16 protein-coding genes are annotated in these 18,733 nt (G+C 46.3%); 2 read left to right on the top strand and 14 right to left on the bottom strand.

Features of this window, described 5'->3' with window-relative positions:
- Nucleotides 1-57: 57 nt before the first annotated feature.
- The 5 genes from L5L77_RS18875 to L5L77_RS18855 form a co-directional block, all read right to left on the bottom strand.
- Nucleotides 58-507, bottom strand: coding sequence for a GyrI-like domain-containing protein (locus L5L77_RS18875; RefSeq protein ID WP_131525748.1), 450 nt, complete (start codon nucleotides 505-507; stop codon nucleotides 58-60).
- A gap of 88 nt (nucleotides 508-595) precedes the next feature.
- Nucleotides 596-979: a VOC family protein gene (locus L5L77_RS18870; protein WP_212599862.1), complete on the bottom strand. Its 384-nt coding sequence runs from the start codon at nucleotides 977-979 to the stop codon at nucleotides 596-598.
- Between the two features lie 173 nt (nucleotides 980-1,152).
- The gene (locus L5L77_RS18865; protein WP_263163285.1) at nucleotides 1,153-2,874 is read right to left on the bottom strand and encodes a phospho-sugar mutase; all 1,722 of its coding nucleotides are present in this window, start codon (nucleotides 2,872-2,874) and stop codon (nucleotides 1,153-1,155) included.
- A gap of 166 nt (nucleotides 2,875-3,040) precedes the next feature.
- Entirely contained in the window at nucleotides 3,041-4,579 is a 1,539-nt protein-coding gene (locus L5L77_RS18860) for a hypothetical protein (RefSeq protein WP_263184599.1), read from the bottom strand.
- A gap of 195 nt (nucleotides 4,580-4,774) precedes the next feature.
- A complete protein-coding gene (locus tag L5L77_RS18855) occupies nucleotides 4,775-5,761 on the bottom strand; it encodes a TerC family protein (protein ID WP_131525740.1) in 987 nt (328 codons plus the stop codon).
- A 689-nt stretch (nucleotides 5,762-6,450) separates the two neighbouring features.
- Between L5L77_RS18855 and L5L77_RS18850 the strand changes: the two genes are divergently transcribed.
- A complete protein-coding gene (locus tag L5L77_RS18850; RefSeq protein WP_263184602.1) occupies nucleotides 6,451-8,076 on the top strand; it encodes a peptide MFS transporter in 1,626 nt (541 codons plus the stop codon).
- Nucleotides 8,077-8,101: 25 nt separating this feature from the next.
- Here L5L77_RS18850 and L5L77_RS18845 read toward each other — a convergent pair whose 3' ends face one another.
- The 6 genes from L5L77_RS18845 to L5L77_RS18820 form a co-directional block, all read right to left on the bottom strand.
- Nucleotides 8,102-8,341 (bottom strand): DUF3624 domain-containing protein, encoded by a 240-nt coding sequence (locus L5L77_RS18845; protein WP_263179721.1) that lies wholly within the window; start codon nucleotides 8,339-8,341, stop codon nucleotides 8,102-8,104.
- 35 nt (nucleotides 8,342-8,376) lie between these two features.
- On the bottom strand, nucleotides 8,377-9,522 hold the full coding sequence (oleD, locus tag L5L77_RS18840) for a 2-alkyl-3-oxoalkanoate reductase (RefSeq protein ID WP_263223325.1): 1,146 nt from the start codon (nucleotides 9,520-9,522) through the stop codon (nucleotides 8,377-8,379).
- Between the two features lie 149 nt (nucleotides 9,523-9,671).
- The gene (oleC, locus tag L5L77_RS18835) at nucleotides 9,672-11,528 is read right to left on the bottom strand and encodes an olefin beta-lactone synthetase (RefSeq protein WP_263223324.1); all 1,857 of its coding nucleotides are present in this window, start codon (nucleotides 11,526-11,528) and stop codon (nucleotides 9,672-9,674) included.
- A complete protein-coding gene (locus L5L77_RS18830) occupies nucleotides 11,528-12,439 on the bottom strand; it encodes an alpha/beta fold hydrolase (protein ID WP_263223323.1) in 912 nt (303 codons plus the stop codon). Before L5L77_RS18830 ends, oleC begins: the two co-directional genes overlap by 1 nt.
- A 168-nt stretch (nucleotides 12,440-12,607) precedes the next feature.
- Nucleotides 12,608-13,657: a 3-oxoacyl-ACP synthase III gene (locus tag L5L77_RS18825; RefSeq protein ID WP_028760522.1), complete on the bottom strand. Its 1,050-nt coding sequence runs from the start codon at nucleotides 13,655-13,657 to the stop codon at nucleotides 12,608-12,610.
- A 253-nt stretch (nucleotides 13,658-13,910) separates the two neighbouring features.
- A complete protein-coding gene (locus L5L77_RS18820; protein ID WP_263223322.1) occupies nucleotides 13,911-15,257 on the bottom strand; it encodes an SAM-dependent methyltransferase in 1,347 nt (448 codons plus the stop codon).
- A gap of 159 nt (nucleotides 15,258-15,416) precedes the next feature.
- Between L5L77_RS18820 and L5L77_RS18815 the strand changes: the two genes are divergently transcribed.
- Nucleotides 15,417-15,650 carry a DUF1289 domain-containing protein gene (locus L5L77_RS18815; protein ID WP_006085323.1) on the top strand — a complete coding sequence of 78 codons (234 nt, stop codon included), beginning with the start codon at nucleotides 15,417-15,419 and terminating at the stop codon, nucleotides 15,648-15,650.
- 57 nt (nucleotides 15,651-15,707) lie between these two features.
- Here the strand turns inward: L5L77_RS18815 and L5L77_RS18810 are convergent, their stop codons facing one another.
- From L5L77_RS18810 to L5L77_RS18800, 3 genes are all read right to left on the bottom strand, one after another.
- A complete protein-coding gene (locus L5L77_RS18810) occupies nucleotides 15,708-16,070 on the bottom strand; it encodes a YajD family HNH nuclease (protein WP_028760525.1) in 363 nt (120 codons plus the stop codon).
- 151 nt (nucleotides 16,071-16,221) lie between these two features.
- Complete coding sequence (locus tag L5L77_RS18805) at nucleotides 16,222-18,198, bottom strand: BCCT family transporter (protein ID WP_105249669.1); 1,977 nt, start codon at nucleotides 18,196-18,198, stop codon at nucleotides 16,222-16,224.
- 324 nt (nucleotides 18,199-18,522) lie between these two features.
- The coding region (locus L5L77_RS18800; RefSeq protein ID WP_263163063.1) for a transposase at nucleotides 18,523-18,733 on the bottom strand (211 nt) is incomplete at its 5' end.

Raw genomic sequence — 18,733 nt, 5'->3', positions numbered from 1 at the left:
CTAGGTCAATCGCTGGTATGTCCTTGAATACACACTTGAGTGCTTTTACGATTTGAATCATAAAATCCCGATATAAATCTCAACCTCAGTAGCACTAAGATAGACTTCAAAATCCGTTTGGTAGCGTCGCTGATGAGAGCAATCAGCCGCGCTAAAATAACCCCACACTTGCCCCCAAAGATCGATAACACACTGGGGCATATCACCCTGAGCGGTGAATTTAAGGTACTTGCCCGCGTTAAGCTCCAATGGCGTAAAATGACTTGCATCCACAGGGGCATCAATTGCCTTACCCACCAGTACAGAAAACTCGCCATTCATGTCTGACTCATAATCATAATACACGCCATACATGGGCGAATTGAGCATAGCGGTCAGCTGGGATGATTCAAAAAAGGCTTGCCATAAACTGCCAATTTTAGCGCTATCGACAGACATTTCTGCTCGATTATTCGTGCGGGTGCTTAGTCCAAGTAAGGGTCGAGCATCAATATAAACCACATCCATCTTTGTTTCTTCCATAGATATCTAAACCAATAGGTTAATGTTAGCGTCGTGCCTTAAGGGCACGACGCTAAAAATTTAACACTCGAGACTACTTATCCTTAGACCACAGACCGACTTTATTGCCTTCACTATCGGCAAATAACGCGATGTAACCACACTCTCCACCATTAATCGGCGTCACTGGCAGCAAAATATTCACATTGGCGGCAGCGAGTTTATCCACTAGCGGTTGTAAGTGGGTGCTGAAATGCAAATACACTGTGCTGCCCTGCATTGACGGCTGGCTCATACTGCACTTGACTAGCCCTATGCTCGCCGCACTCGCATCCTCTGTGACTATGCTCGCATATTCCATGTCTTCCATATCGTCACGTTTAAACTCGACCCCAAAATGCTGCTGATAAAAAGCAACGGCACGGTTCATGTCACTGACAGGAATTTCACCCCAAACTAACGGTGCAATAGATAACATTTTCACTTTCTCCTTGTTGAAAAATATCAATGATTCAAAACCTTATTAGTACAATTCAGGACTGAATCATTAACGGGCGACAACAAGAATAAAACAAGGCTACTGACAGCATGATGTCAGTAGCCTTTTAATAAAAGTGAATTTTGGCGTTTTAACTTAACCAGCAACCAAGATTACTTTGGCAAACTGGCTTGATGTGCCTGAATAAAATCATCCATGGCTTTGCTCGCCCTCGCTTGGGCGCTGGCTAAGGTATCTGTATCAACCATAGTTTCTACCACTTCGTAGTAGCACTTAATTTTAGGTTCAGTGCCAGATGGTCTGACAATCACCCGAGCCCCACCCGCTAAGCAGTAAGTCAATACATCGCTCGGTGGTAAGTCGATTTTCTCAATATTTCCATCGGCAAAACGACGCTCAAGCGCCTTTAAATCATCGGTTGAGAGCACATCTAACTCACCAATCTTCACCGGTGGATGCTCGCGCAAATAGGCGCCAATATTGGGCGTGTCAGGTTTTAGCGCAATGCTCACCTGCGCATTGAGATGGAAGCCATGCTCACGGTAAATTTGCTCGAGTCTGTCCCAAATCGTTTGCCCCTTCGCCACCAGCTCGGCAGTCAATTGTGCAAATGCCACCAGCGCCGACAGGCCGTCTTTGTCCCACACCATGCTGCCCACCGTATAGCCAAGGGCTTCTTCATAGGCAAACAGGAACTGATCCTCAGGGGACGTTTTCGCAATCCCCACATTCATCAGCCACTTAAAGCCAGTGAGCGTGGTAAAGCTTTGCGTGCCAAAACCCTGAGCAATCTTAGATAACAGACTCGATGACACTATCGTTGTGCCCGTAAGACGCTGATTATCTTTGGCGTGAGATAACAAGTAATGCCCAAAGAGCACACCAACTTGATCGCCCGTCAGCATCTGATACTCACCATCCTCTTTACGCACTGCGACCGCAAAACGGTCGGCATCGGGATCGTTAGCACAGGCGAGCATAGCGCCGTGTTTTTTCGCCTCGGCAATCACTAAATCCATCGCCCCTTTTTCTTCAGGGTTTGGGAAGTTAACCGTCGGGAAATCCCCATCGGGTTCACGCTGGGAGGCAACCGAATACACTTGGGTGAAACCAGCATCTTTCAATACCGTTTCAGCCATTTCAGCACCCACACCGTGCATGGCGGTATAGGCTAAACTGACCTTTTCAGGGGCGGTATGGTTTTGCAGCACCTCAGCTTGCTGCACGCCATGGCGATAGCTTTGGTAAAAATCGTCCTGCAGGATAATTAACTTACCTTGTTTTACCGCGTCATCATGCTCTAAAAACGGAATCGCTTGATTTGCTGCGCGTTCAATTTGCGCGGCAATGCCAGAGTCGTGGGGCGGAATAATCTGCGCACCATTCTCCCAATAGACTTTATAGCCATTGTATTGCGGCGGGTTATGACTCGCGGTCACCACAATGCCCGCTGCCGCATTAAAATGTTTTACCCCAAAAGCCACCAACGGCGTTGGCGCTACTTTGGACGTTAAGCGTACCTTAATCCCCATAGCGGTCAGTACGCTCGCCGCATCATGGGCAAAATTGAATGAGTCGTGGCGACCATCATAACCAATCACCACACCACGCTCGGCGGCATCTTTAATCTGATCAAGTAGATAAGCACCAAGGCCAGCAGAGGTTTGGCGGATCACCAAACGGTTCATCCCCATAGGCCCAGCACCGACGACACCGCGTAATCCTGCGGTGCCAAACTCCAAGCGCCCCGCAAATCGCGCTGCGAGTTCGGCATCATTGCCGCTATCAATTAGGGTTTGTAACTGGGCTTGAGTGCGAGGGTCTGGATCATTTTCAAGCCAATGGTTTACCTGTAACTGTAGATGGGTATTCATATCACGCCTCATTGAAAATCATTTGCAATCACCTTAGGAAAAAGCACGTAGAAGAACAAGCTAATTTGCATTAATTTCAAAATGAGCCAAGGGTATTGCCATAAAAAACGCACTATCTAACAGGTCATGCCAGATAGTGCGTTGGTTTTAAACTTAAACACCAACATTAGCGCGAGGGTAAAGTGCCATCAAATACACGTACTTTGATATTCTTTTTCAGGTTATCTTGGTCTTGTTGCCATTCTTGCCACTGGGTGAGACTGATACTGAGCTGCAATGAAAAATCAGTAGAAATCCACTGTTTTTGCCCTTGAGTATATTTAGGTGCAGGGACTATATTACTGGGTCCAACGAAGGACGCAGAACACATAAAGGTTTTGAAATACACTTGGTCAATCGATAAATCGAGGGCGCTGGGTGATGTTAAACATTGACCACTGCCCGGCTCTTGATACGAGGCAAATTGGTACAGGATTGCCGGTGTATTATTGGTACTATCGGGAACTGAAGCAGTTTGATGACAAGATAAACAGCTACTTAATGCATTATCCGCAGGGCCATTTAGGCGCCCATTACACCCTAAGTGTCCCGCATTGGTGTGCTCATTCAAACGGCCAACAACCTCTTGAAATACGGCGCTATCCTTAAGCCCTGTGATTGGGTTTTGCGGGAATGCTGCCGCTCCCACAGTTGCTGGCGGCGTGTCATTCCCCCACATTAATCCCAGAGGTGAGATACGATCCCAAGGATTTTGCTCTTTCGCTTTAAACTGACCATCGGCGACAAAAGTGCCATAGGCCCAGCCCACGGGTGAACGGCTGTCGCGCACTGCAATATCAAACTGCAACAAGTACACATCGGCGACAGAGCGCGGGCATTGCTCTGTTTCCTGTTGGAAACTACAGGCACTGCCATCGGCGTTTTTACATACACAGAAATCACTGGCACTGATATTGGCTTGCCAAACAGGTACATTTTCAAGGAAAGGATAGTTATTAGGCGTTGCAGTAGTAAACAATAACTTGCCAATCACACTGCCTTCATTAAATGCAAAATTTTGCTGGGGCATCACAGGTGATGGTGCCCCCGTCCATACCTTGCCAATGCTGTTTGCCGCCTGAGGATTATAAAAACCCACCGCCCACATAGTGGTTTTAAGGGAGCCTTGGCCTTTTATCTCCATAGTGACGGGGGCTTCTCGGGTCAAGCCATGGATAAATTCCCGCCCACTCATGGGATCATAGGTCTGATAGGGAATATGGTACCAAGAGCGCACCTTGTTATTACACAGATCCCAGTCTTTACTGACATCGCCTTTGTCGATGTTTCCCTCTTGGATGTACTTCATCACAGCCCAGAGGTATTGCTCAGCTTGGGTATTTTTATCACTTTCACTCAGATTTTTATCGAAGGGATTGAATTTAAGCCAAGGTGCAGCGCTATCTGGTTTAGCACTCGAATAAGCATCACTGAGGCTAAAAATAGGCCCCTTCCAGCCAGAATAAGCTTGGTTGATAATGACTTGATTGTCCCACATGCCTGTTTTTGCAAAAGCAGGATCTTGGAAGTAACTTGGATAGGCTCCAGTACAGGTTGAATTTGCGTTAGATCTAGTGTTAGGCGATTGCTTATCTGCAGCTTTTGCGTTGACTGTGGTCAATGAACAAACGGTGAGCAGAAGTATGGCGGTAATGTTGAGTTTCATAATATCGTCCTTGAAGAGTATTAGTCCTAAAAACTCCCTTTGTGAGCCTAAAACTAACAACGGCTCAAATTAAGCATAGACTAATTTTTAACATCTTCTGTAAAGCTTAACGATTCACATATTAAGGATATAAAAAAGGCCGTTTAGCATGACTAAACGGCCGAAACATATTACTTATTGGACTAGCCGTCCAAGCTATTTCTCAACTTCTTGCCCGCGCGTCTTCCACAGCGAATACAAGACACCTAAGACCAACAGACCAAAAGTCACACCAAGGGACACGGCAGTAGGGATAGTAAAGTCCACTATTCCCTCGTGATTGAAATACACTAAACCCACTTTCACCCCGATAAACACTAATACCACTGAAAGTGCATATTTAAGGTACTCGAAACGGTGCACCATAGCCGCCAAGGCAAAATACAAAGCACGTAGCCCCAGAATCGCGAAGATATTTGAGGTATAGACGATGAAAGGATCTTGGGTAATCGCAAAAATAGCTGGAATACTGTCGACTGCAAACACTAAATCCGCGGTTTCCACTAAGATCAACGCTAAAAATAACGGCGTCGCCCACCATCCTTTTGTTAACTGATGATCTTCGCCACGAACCCAGAATTTTTCTTTATGCAGCGTTGGCGTAAAACGCATCTTAGTGCGTAACCATTTATAAAACTTATTATCTTGGATATCACCGTGCTCATCGTTTGAGAAGAGCATTTTCACGCCAGTGAAAATCAAGAAGAGTCCAAATAACACAAGTACACCTTGATACTGGGCAACAAGCACGGCACCAAGACCGATCATAATGGCGCGCAACACTATTACGCCCATAATGCCCCAGAAGAGCACTCTATGTTGGTATAAACGTGGGATACCTAAGCTACTGAAGATTAACGCGATAACAAATACGTTATCCATAGACAGTGATTTTTCAATCAGATAGCCCGTTAGGTATTCCATACCGGCAGTTGAACCCTTGTACCACCAGAGCCAGGCCCCAAACAATAAGCCCATACAGATATAAAAGGCTGAAAGTTTTAAACTTTCAGCCACGGTAATTTCATGCTGCTCCTTGTGCAATACGCCAAGGTCAAAGGCTAATAACGCCAGCACAAAACCGAAAAACATTAACCAAACCCAAAGCGGGTAACCCACAAATAGGGTGGTAAAAAACTCCATAAGTCTCCTTAGTAACACATAACGACTGATCTCAATCAGTAAAGTTGAGCAGATAAACATTAACTCATTATAGAAATATAAACTGTGAAATCTTATATGAAAAATGCAACTATCAAGATTAAAATTCTTTTACAATCAATATGATTATGGTGCTTATTTATACTTATACTTCGAATAAGTTCACTTCTCAATCACAGCGCTTCCCTGAGAAAATCATCTAACCCACCCATTCGTGACATTCATTTAGATAGCAGCCTCGAACAAGCGCGTAGATGCTCTCCAATAATGCAAAATTGCTATCAATCATAAAACTTACACTATCCATTAAACGACGAACTACAGCTAATTCAAGGCTAAAGCCGCTAAGATAAAACTGCCACAGTTGAATTATGGCCACTATTTAGCACTCATTTCTTAACTGAAAATGAATTAATTTAACCGCTTAGTATTGCTATAGCGAGCCTTAAAGAACGGCTAAAAATGTTAGTTATACAAAATATTCATCACTTTCAAGACCCTTGGCTATTCCATATCATCTGAGTGTGATTAACTGCTGCAACAGCGCCGTCTTTTAGCGATCAAAAGCGCCGCGATAATCACAAATAATGAAAAATAATTAATAAAATTCATTACGATAAAATGAATCATTAGCTGCTCGGCGCATAAAGTGCCAGCAATGGGAGTCTTAAGTGTCAATAGAACAAAACCCGCCGCACGCAATGCAGGGCCCACAAGGCTCGCCCCCAACTGAAATGCTATTTGGGCATCCTAAGGGCTTATTTGTCTGCTTTTTTACCGAAATGTGGGAACGCTTCTCTTTCTACGGTATGAAAGCATTACTGTTTCTTTACCTGATTAAATATCATCTATTTACCGATGAATTTGGTTACAACGTGATTGGTGCTTACGGTGCCTTAGTGTATGCCATGCCCGTAGTGGGTGGCTTATTGGCCGACCGCTATATCGGCATGCGTAAAGCGGTGATCTTTGGTGGTGTTTTATTGGTGCTCGGCCACTTAGGTATGGCCTTTGAAGGCCATCAAGCGGTTATCGTTGCGGGTGAAATTCAACGGGATGAACAAGCGCTGCAAGTATTCTATTTATCCCTCGCCTTAATCATTGTCGGTGTGGGCTTTTTAAAACCCAATATTTCCACCATAGTCGGTCAGCTTTATCCTAAATCATCCGCTAAGCGAGATTCTGGTTTTACCATTTTCTACGCGGGCATCAACTTAGGCGCCACCTTAGCCCCGCTAATTTGCGCTTATTTAGGTGAAACCTATGGCTGGAAGTACGGTTTTGGTTTGGCAGGTTTAGGGATGTTAGCAGGTTTGTTGGTGTTTATTCGTGGCAAGAAACATCTGCAAGGCTTCGCTGAACCCAGAGATCCTGCGCGGATTTTAAAGAAAACCGCCGGCATAACGACAGAACAATGGATTTACTTAAGCGCAATTGGCAGCGTAATCATAGTCTGGGGGTTGATTCAAACCCACTCCCTCGTACTTTCGATTAGCAGTTTATTACCCGCAGTGAGCCCAGTGATTTGGTTCTTGCACTCAGTATCACTAGTGCTCGCCTTTGGTATTGGCTGGTTCATGGTGAAATATTGTAATCCGATTGAACGTCAACAGATGTCGGCTTTGCTGCTTTTCATCGTTGCGGGTTTGGTCTTCTTTGGCTTATATGAGCAGACCTATGGCTCTTGGGTAGCATTTTCGGACCGTGTGATGGACCGTAACATGCTCGGCCTCGAATGGAGTGCGGGACAGCTAACCTTCCTCGGTGCCTTCTTTGTGATCAGTTTGTCGCCTATCTTCGCTTGGCTGTGGCCTGCTCTCGCCCGTAAAAATTGCGACCTAAGCAAACCAGTTAAAACCGCACTCGGTATTTTGTTCGCGGGTTTATCCTTTATGGTGCTTGTGCTCGGGATCCAGATGCCGCTAAGCAGTGGCTTAGTGAGTATTTGGTTCTTAGTCGCGGCTTATTTTGTATTAGAAATCGGGGAGTTATTGCTGTCGCCCATAGGCTTATCAGCCGTGACTCAGCTTTCGGTAAAACGCGTAGTCAGCCTGATGATGGGTGCTTGGTTCCTCGGCACTTCATACTCTGAAATCTTAGCCGCCGAATTAAACAAGCTCGCCGCGATTGATACCCAAGGCGGCGTGATAAGTGACGTACCGAGTGCGATGGCGCTATACGAGCAACTGTTTATCTTCTCGGCGCAAATTGGCGTGGTGATGGCATTAGTCTTCTTTGCCCTTGCGCCATTAATGAAAAAAATGATGCACGAGAAAATGGCAACTCACTCAGTTTAAGCATACAAACAAAAAGTCAGTTGGCTTACTTTCGCCCTCTGAGGCGACGGTAAGCCAAGACGATAAGGTGCAAAGTAAGTAACCCCGTAAAAGCCGCGCAGAAAAACAGTAATGCAATCGAGTTTACATCCCTAGGCGCATCACGATAAAGCCACCACCACAGCGGCCAGCCAATGGCCGATAAAGCCGTAAGCTGCCACATACAGCGTTTGCAGCGACCAATCTTTTGTCTGAAAATTGACGTTTTACAATCACCGCAACTCATAAATCCCCAATAACATGATGGCAGTATATCTAAAACTAAAGCGACACTTTAAGCCTTGCCATCCCTTGATTAATAGAGACGAGCGCACGATAACCTAAATCTCGTTTAGCTGCGCTGATATCAAAATAATGGCTGCAGGATAACTGCCGTGCCACGAAGCGCGTCATCATGGGCTCTTCTTGCTTCTTTAGTAGAAAATACACAGTTTCCAACACGGCGCCAGCTACATATGCTACAGATTGAGGCACACGCTTAGTCACTGGCGGTAAAGCATCGCAGGCCAAAATCAGATTGATCATCTCGGCCATAGTGATGGGTTCATCATTACTCAGAAAATAAGCTTTCCCTTGACACTTAGGCTTTGCTTGGCAAAGTTCCAGTGCCGCCAGCACATGGGCATAGGCAGCGTTATCTATGTAGATGGTATCGACTAGCTTATCTTCGCGGCCAACCAGTTTAAGCTTACCTAAACGCCCGCGCGACAAGACCCGAGGTACTAGATGGGGATCGCCAGGCCCCCATATCAGATGCGGCCTGAGTGCGACGGTTTTTAACGCATAGGGTGCAGTGGCTTGAGTCGTCACTTGGCTAGATACTTGAGTCACATCAGGATTTTCAAGTGGCATGTCACCCACTTGATTGGCGTCGAGCATCATCTTTTCAGCGATGGCTTTAGAGTGGGCATAATGATTCAAGAATCTTGTAGCATAGGGAGTAGACTCATCAATACCCGATTCATCCTGCCCTGAAAAGGTCACACTCGGGGTACTGGTGTAGACTAACTTATCTATTTTTAATGCCTTACAAGCGGCAATCACATTGGCTGCGCCCTTTACATTCGGGCAAAAATAGCTGTCTCTGTCACCCCAAACACCCGCTTTAGACGCCACATGGAATACGATATCGCAGCCTTGCATCGCCTGTTGCAGCAGATCTTTATTGACTAAATCACCTTGCAGCATGACTACGCCCAGTGCTTCAAGTTCGGGATAATGCCCACGGGCAAAACCTGTGACTTTAATGCCCGCGGTTAACAATCTCAGGCAAATCGCTTTACCTAAAAATCCCCCCGCCCCCGTGACAAAGGCGTGTTGCACCCTAAGCGCGAGCTGCGCAAGTGCCGTTTGTTCAGCCGTATCAAATTGGGCAAGCGTCGTGCTCTTGATTGGGTCTTTCGTCATTAAGGGTATCCATTTCAGCACATTTACATGAACTTAAAGTCGGTGTAATAAGTTTAAAATAAGCACAAGGGCTTAAAAATAAGCGAGTTTGTTCAAATGAACACAGAATATAACGTAAAAAATGCAGGAAAAAGCCGTGGAGTTTTAAATCAACCTTTCGTTTGTGATTGTGCCCAAACGGCTAATTTTTCTCTAAAAATCTTGGCATTATGCCGCACATCCACAGGGAAATCAGGATGGATAAGAAACCGCCTTATGCCCTGAGTCTGCGTAAATTGCTCGGCGATGGCGATCAAATCTTGGTACAACTGCTGACTCTTATTGCACACCAATGACTGGTCGAGTTCGATACAAATTAACGGCTCTATCTCGTTCGCCACTTTCACTCCCACTAAAGCGGAGCGCTTCACATTGGGATGCGTATTAAAAATGCGCTCGCAGGGAATGGAATAATAACGTTTAACAAACAATCCGTTAAGAGTGGCGTCGACTCTGTGGGCCTTACGACCACACATCCACAGTAGACCTTGATCATCAAGATACCCCAAATCGCCCATGCGGTGTCTAACGGTATTGGTTGCCGAATCCCAAATCTTGGCCGCCGCAGTCGCGCGTTTGCCTTGGCTTTCGTTTTGGCTAGCGTGCTGACTATTGTTTAGATAATAGGACTGACTCACCATAGGCCCCTGCACGACTATCTCGCCGATTTCACCGTTATTCAGCTGTAAGGCATCATCCCACTCGGGAATAACCTCTTCGCTGATAGCAATAATGCGAATCGTCACGCCATCGATAGCGCGACCGACACAGATACCACCGCCGTTATCTGTGATGTCAGTAGTGGCAAATAACGCATCGCTGGCAATCATACTAATAGGCAAAGATTCGGTTGCGCCGTAGGAATTTAAAATCGGCACACCTTGGCTCAGCATCTTACTAAAACGGGCAATGGAAGCAATGGTGGCTGGCGCACCCGCGGAAATCACCCGCTGTACGCTAGGCAATTTATGCTGTTTTTGTTCCCCCGCGCGGCCTAAACGTTCGAGCAAAGCGGGGTTAACAAAAATATTACTGCATTGATATTTCTCAATCGCGGCAAATAGAAATTCAGGATTAGCAGTAATCGGTTTGCTGGCATCCATTTCTGGAACGATAGACGCCATGCCAAGTGCGGGGCCAAAGAGTGAAAACAGCGGAAAAGTGGCTAAATCGCGCTCGCCATGGCAAATGCCATAATCGTTTTTTAGCGCTTGAATTTGTGCCTCAAACATACCATGGCTATACACCACCCCCTTAGGCGTGCCAGTGCTGCCACTGGTAAATAAAATCGCCGCTATCTCATCAGATTTAAGCATCACCATGGGATATTCAGACTTTGGAGCAGAAGATTGCACTGAGGTGCTTTGCAGCAGAGTCGATAAACTTATCGCACCAGTACCGATACGGATTAACTTTGCCGCTAAGCCTGTTTTGCCGTCATCAACATTGAGTAATGACTTAATACTGCCCTTACCCCAACCAAATAGACGTCTAGCAATATGAGCCTTGGGAATACCGATAAAGGCATCGGGCGCGGCTTCAGCAAAACACTGTTTAAGATTGCGGATCCCCATGCCGGGATCAACTAGGATAGGAATAACCCCCGCTTTAAACAGCGCAAAAGTAAGTGCAAAAAAATCCAAACTCGGCGTGACCATAAGCACAGCCTTCATGCCGCGCTCAATGCCATGGGCATTAAGCGCAAAGGCTATCGCATCGCTTTGTCTATCTAGATTAAGAAAGTCCAACTCGCTGTAACGCAAATTCGCCACAGAAGCGCCCTGAGCGCTTTGTACTGCTACCGCAAGATGATGGGGAATGGCATGGGCTGCTTGCTTGAGATGACGACAAATATTGGCATCACTGACCGTTGCTGACGTAGAAGAACCCGTTAAAAGCGGCTTTTCCAACGGCGTCACTAAAGGAGCAACCAAAGGAGCCACTTCAGTCTCAAGCAAGGTCGACATTAACCTGCGGCCTGTTCGGACGGCGCCGCTTCTTCGTGGTCGTCAGCCATAAATTCTTTGATATGGGCAATCACTTCATCGCTGGCATCTTCCAAAATGTAGTGACCACAATCGGCAAATTCATGCACGGTCGCATGGGGCATGTGTTGGCGCCATTTCGCTAAAAAGTGCTTATCGAATACAAAGTCCTTGAGACCCCAGCAAATCAGGGTCGGCACTTTAGCAAATTTAGGTAAACTAGCAGCAATATCAGAGACTAATTGATAATTTCTATCGCCTTCACGCAGTGGAATATCCTGCACAAAACGCAGCGTCGAAATGCGATTGGCCCAAGAGTTAAACGGCGCGACATACGCCTCGCGAATGTATTTCGACATCGGCTGGCGCTTAACACCCACATAGGAAGCAATAGACGAAAAGGCATTGAAACCGCGTACCAACACAGTGCCTAACAGGGTATTACGACAGATCCACAGCGGCCAAGGAAACGGTTTAGTCTCGGGCAAATGGAAAGCGCCCGTGTTCAATATCACTAAGCGTTTAATGCGCTCAGGATAACGCGCCGCATAACCCATACCTATCATGCCGCCCCAGTCGTGTACGACTAAGGTAATGTTTTCTTTCACATTCAGGCTATCGAGCAGGGCTTCGAGATCATCGATACGGTTCTTAAGGGTATAGTCATAACCACTGTCGTCTGGCTTATCCGACAGGCCACAGCCGATATGATCCGGCACTATGCATTGGTGAGTGTCTTTTAAGGCGCTAACAAGATTACGGTAGTAAAACGACCAGCTAGGATTACCGTGAACCATCACCACAGGCTCGCCTTGGCCCTCGTTGATATAATGTAGCTTGTTGCCATTACGGCTAAGAAAATGACGTTTAAAAGGCAACAGAGTGTCTAACATGACGCTTCCTATCTTGATTCTTTATGAGAGCGAATAACGGGTTATGTACAGCTGGCTTAGCTTATCGACTGAACTAAAGACTAAACTATCAACTGAATCATGGACTTACTGGGTTGACTCGAATGTATTCTAGCCATCAAGCAAAGGCGTGAAAAGGTGCAATGCACCCTACCACTTAATACCTAACATCATGCAATTCAATCCACTGCCTATGCCTAAAAAGCTCACTTGATCGCCCGCTTGTAAAAAGCCTTGATCGTGCGCCATCGCAGCGGTCACAGGTAACGACACTGTGCCCATATTGCCCAGTAGCTGATACGTTGGAAATTCTTTTTCGGGGGGGATATTGAGCGCACTCAGTACTTGCTTACGATTTGAAGCGCCTACTTGATGGCAAATCACTTTGTCCACTTGCTCAACCAGCCAATTACGCTGCTCAAGGAAATGCTCCCAAGTGTGCTTCGCCAATTCAACGCCTTCTTTAAGCAAGGTAACGGCATCGGTACGCATAAACTCGCGATACAGGTTATGCCCCACTTCCTGCAGACCCCATTGACACAACTGATGATGCTCAGGCGCCGATAAGTGCGATGCACCCAGCAATTGATGCTGACGCACATTTGTCAGCGGCAAGCTGCCGTCGGTAAGGATCACCGCCACGGCACCAGAACCACCGGTTAAGGTCGCCAGTGACTGGGCAAAATTCTGCATGGTCGGATCGGCCAACATGTTATCGATAGTGACATCGACAATATCCCGCGCCGACTCACAGGACACCACCATACCCGCCTTGATTTGACCCAACTCAATACGGTTCGCGATATCTAAAATACCCGATAACACCCCAAGGCAAGCGTTGCTGATATCGTAAATCGCAGTGTCTTTTGACACCCCCAATTCGGCAGCAATACGACACGCGGTCGCGGGCTCATGTTGATCGCGGCACACGCCGGTATAGACAACAGCACCTAAATCGGCGACATCAATCCCAGTTTCAACCATGGCTTTACGGGCAGCTTTAATCGCACCGTCGGACAATTGATGTCCTTTGGGCCACCAGCGGCGTTCGGTAATCCCAGTCAATGCGGCAAGCTGTCCCATAGGAATACGGAACTTTTGATACAAAGGAGCAAGACGAGACTCTAGCTCACTACTGGAAACCACAACAGGCGCCAGTTCATAGGCCAGGCTATTAATAAATACGCGGGAATATTTCATGAAACTGTTTTATTCGCTCACTAGAATGACTGACCAGCAGGTCAGCTTTCAGTTGTTATTCGTCATTAATGCGACATTTGAACAAGAAAAGCCCGATGATTCAATAAAAAACCATCTTGAGTGTAAGACTTGTCTCACAGCGCAGGTTCCAAACACGACGGCCCTGAATTCACTATCACTAAACTTAAATGCGCTAATATAGAAATAATTCATAAAAAACATCACAGTACAGCATATTTTTAGACGCGCAAAATTATACCGCCATTTTTTGCGCTAAAATCAGCGTATTTCTTGGTGTGACGCTGTTTGCACAAAATTCACCCACGCAAACACCATATCCTTGTTCTTGCAAAAAACAAGCGCGATCTAAGATTAACCACTGCTCCAGTGCGCAGCGGAATAAATGCGCGACTAAATCAATACGGCGAGTTAATTGTTGTCTTTGTCGCCCAACGTCAAGCCAAGTTTCAAAATCCCTGTTTTTCGCTAAATTAACTGCCTTAGTCTCGGCCGCCCACTGGCAAAAATCCGTAAAACTGCCGCTCAACTGGCTCTGTTTTAACGAGGGTAAAGGCAAATACTCGTCTATTTGTCGACATTCACGTTGCAGTGCATCAAAGCCTAAGCGCCACGCAATTTCTTGATGGCGCAGCGCCTGTTGTTTGGGATTAGCGATCACACTCTGCTGTAGCGGTAACTGTAAATCATGGCGACTGAGCTTTAGGCTGCCCTGCTGAGCAAGAGTCGATAACGGCTGATAATGGCTCGCTTGAATTAAATGATAGCAACAGGGAGAAATCGCCAATGCCTGCGTGCCCGCCTCGGCCGCCAGCGTTAACAGCCGAACATGCAAATCTCCGCAGGCATGCAAAGCAACCGCTTGCTGCTGAGCAGTTAAGGGATTGGCATTTGAGGCATGTTCAGCTTGTGCTTCAACTGTAGTTGTAGATGTGTTTGTCACAGTATGTTCTGCACCAATAGCAAAGGCATCGGCGCAAATAAAGGTCTGCGATAACTGCCACTTATCAGCAAAGGCCTGCCCTGCTTCACATAGTTGCGCTTGCCACTCTAAACTCAGCACATCGGCGCCGCGGGCTTTAGCAATCAAGCGGCCCAAATGCCCTTTTCCTGCACACCATTCCAATACGGGTAAATTAAGCTGGGGTAAATGCTGCACAAAGGCGGTAATTTGCTGCCATTTTCGGCCTTTAATGTGAGCACTAAAGTGCGCCTCATCATCAAAGGACAAACCGCGGTCCTGCGCTTTATCTACCTTTGTGGTATCGGTAATTGCAATATCAGCAATGGCAGTGGTAAGCAATGACAAGTCCCAATCTTGACCTAATGCCCTAAGATCGCGGTTTAATGCCGGTGACAGCGTCTTAGCCAGTAAAGATTGCTCGGCATCGAGTCCATCAAGCTCATCATCAGCCAGCGCCCACACAGCTTCGGCCAACTGCGGAAAATCCTGTGCCCAAGGTAAAGCGTTCACTTCAAATGCACGCACTTGCCACAGGGCAGCACTCTTTTCAAGCAACTGATTAAGCTTGCTAAATTGCTGTGAGTAAGTGAATTGTTGCTGCAGATTATCTTGGTTCACGTCATGCCCAGTGTAAAAAATACTTGTCTCGTATTAGGCTGAGCAAATCTGCCCTACGGATGACTTTATGCGAAAAAATGTTAGTATCGCGTCCATTAAAAGCACTCAACCTGACTGTTAACTGCAAACCGCGGTCAGCAATACCTAAAGAGGACACACATGCTTTCACCTTGCGTCGCACGCTGCGGTTTAAATGACGAAGACTACTGCATGGGCTGCTTTCGACATATCGATGAAATCGTCAGTTGGCGTACGAGCAGCGAAGCACAACAAGCAGCCATTTGTCAGCAACTTCCCGCCCGTAAAGCTTTGTTTGAAGGCAGTGAAAACCAGCATATTTTAAGTCGTGATAAATGGTTAGCTGCCGAAGCGCGTTTAACCGACAAAGACTAACCGCCGCCTGCTAACGCCACCCTCTGCGCAAGCTCATCCTGCTAACAGCCTACAAGACTATTTTTTCAGCATTGATTTCAAGTCAGCAAAGGGATTGTAGGTCGCCGCCGCTTGCTTGGTTTCTGTGGTGCTACCGTAACGGATCAATTCTTCAAAGCGAGAATGTTCGTTGTCATGGCAATAAAGACATAATAATTCCCAGTTTGAACCGTCTGACGGGTTGTTATCGTGGTTATGATCCCTATGATGCACAGTCAGTTCACTTAGGTTTTTTGGGGTAAATTCGCGGGTACAGCGGCCACACACCCAAGGATAGAGTTTTAACGCTTGTTCACGGTAACCGCTCTCACGCTTAGCTTTGTACTCCCGCGCATCGGCTAATACTTTATCTAACTTACTCTGGCCTGGCACTGATGACATAGTGTAATCCCTAAAACAAACCCTAAAAAAATTGCCCCAAGGATAATCCGAGTTATCACTTGGGGCAATATATCCCGCACTTTGCGGGTTAATGGTGCACGATTTGTAGACGTAAATGGCTAAGCCGACTTACGTTACAGGCTTACGTTACTTAACTTACGTGGGCATGATCGGCATTCGACAGATGCAAATAGTGTAAGTATTTTTCATACTGAGTCACCACATCCGCGAGGATTTGCTCTTCGGTATAACCCATCACATCGTAATGCTGACCACCTTGTTCAAGGTACACTTCGGCGCGGTAATACAAGGTATTTCCCTGCTCGATTTCAGTCCCTATTGGGTTAGTGATGTCAAAACAACGCGTTCGTACACCGTAAACAAAGGGTAAATTCACCTCATTGCTGATCACTAATCGCACGCGGCCATCTAAGTATTCAAGATCGGCCACTATGCCTTTAGCCATAAAGTGTTGACACACCTTAGATAAAGCGGGCGTAGCCACATTATTCAAGAACACTTGCGCTTCTTCATGGGTAGGATGCGAGACTAAAACCCCAATACGCTCTTCCCAGCTCATATTAGTTTTGGCGTATTGCACACTGGTATTGTGTAACTGCACGCTATTAATCTTAAGCCAATCATTTTTCAGGGCTTTAAATAAGCCCAGACACATGAATAGCATCACCACTAAGAACGGCATAGCACTGGCAATAGCCGCCGTTTGCAGCGCCTGTAACCCACCCGCTAACAACAATACCGAAGCAACGACCCCTTGCAACAGTGCCCAAAAGATCCTCTGCCATACGGGGGCATTGTTATCACCACCCGAGGTTAGATTATCAATCACTAAGGATCCCGAATCCGACGAGGTCACAAAGAAAGTGACGACTAAACAAATCGCAATCCCAGAAAGTAACGTAGGAAACGGCATGTGCTCGAAAAACACAAACAAGGCCACTGACACATCGGTATTCACCGCCTCGGCAAGATAGGTCGCGCCGTGATTCATAATCGAATCAATCGCCGTATTACCAAATACCGTCATCCACAGAAAGGTCAGCGCCGATGGCACAAATAACACACCTATCAAAAACTCACGGATGGTACGGCCGCGACTCACACGCGCAATAAAGGTACCGACAAAAGGAGACCACGAAATCCACCAGCCCCAATAGAGCAAGGTCCAGCCTCCGAGCCAATCTTCCTTATGTTCATAAGCGTACAAGTTAAAGGTTTTGCCCACTAAATCACTTAAGTAACTACCGGTATTCTGCACAAAAGCCTGCAACAGCATAACCGTAGGGCCAAGGATCAAGACGATAAGCAATAAAATAATCGCGAGACCCAGATTGAGTTCGCTTAAGCGTTTCACACCTTTATCGAGGCCAGAAAATACCGATAATGTCGCCAATAAAGTAATGCCGATAATCAAACACACCTGCACCACAGCATTATTAGGTAAACCTTCAAATAGATAACTCAGACCCGAGTTAACCTGCAACACCCCAAAGCCCAGTGAGGTCGCCACCCCAAACATAGTGCCAAGCACAGCAAAGGTATCCACTGTATGGCCAATAGGACCATAGATGCGTTCACCAATTAAGGGATAAAGCGCACTTCGCGGCAATAACGGTAACTTATGTCGATAAGAGAAATAGGCCAGACTCAATGCCACCACAGCGTAAATCGCCCAAGCATGCAGTCCCCAATGGAAGAAAGTGATCTTCATTGCCTCTTTTGCGGCAATAAGACTCTCAGGGGTTGCATCCGGCGGAGCCAGATAGTGCATAACAGGTTCAGCGACCCCAAAAAACATCAAACCTATGCCCATACCCGCCGAAAACAACATGGCGATCCAGCTTTTATAGCTATAGTCAGGCACTGAATGATCTGGTCCTAGTTTGATATCGCCGAAGCGACTGACCATGACAAATATGATAAAAATCAGGAAAAACGCCACACTTAGAATGTAAAGCCAACCGGCTTTCATTTCTATCCATGACTGCATTGATCTAAAAAAGGTGTTTGCCTCTGTGGGCCATACTGCGCAAATCATCACCATCAAGATGATGAAAAAGACCGACGAATAAAATACCGGCGGATTAATACTCGACTTGATTGACATTGACTCTCCCTATTTCTAGCGGGTTCACACTCCAAATATCTCAACATACCAACGGCGAGATAGGACAAAACTTATACTTAAAATTTGGTAAATACTGCGTGGCTCATCTATGACCAGTATGGGGGAAATCCCAAAGATCATGGCAACGACTCGCTATGGCTAAACGCGACAGGATCTGAACAACGGGATTAACAACACTCGACTTTTTTAAGCCAATGATTGATGGATAAACAGAATTAACACCACTAAGGCAGCTAACACCCACCTTTAGCATAAAACAAATATATTACTAGGGTCTGTTGATCTTTGCTGTACAAATGTTGTTCAGCAATACATCGGCAGCCACATTAACATAAACGCCAGTGACACCATACTGGCGTAATTTCTTGCTAGCTTGTCATATCTTGTTGATATTGCTCGATAGTGCTTAATTCTTCCAAAAGCATTCTCCACTAAATGTCGATACCGATATAAGCACCAATCGACTCTTTCTTGAGGTGTATTCTTATAGCGGCGCCTTGGAATGACAGATTTC

Origin of the sequence: Shewanella sp. SM29 (assembly GCF_025654245.1) — a bacterium.
GTDB lineage: Bacteria > Pseudomonadota > Gammaproteobacteria > Enterobacterales > Shewanellaceae > Shewanella > Shewanella oncorhynchi.
The sequence above is the reverse complement of the archived record's forward strand: the minus strand, read 5'-3'. Positions and strand labels throughout refer to the sequence as shown.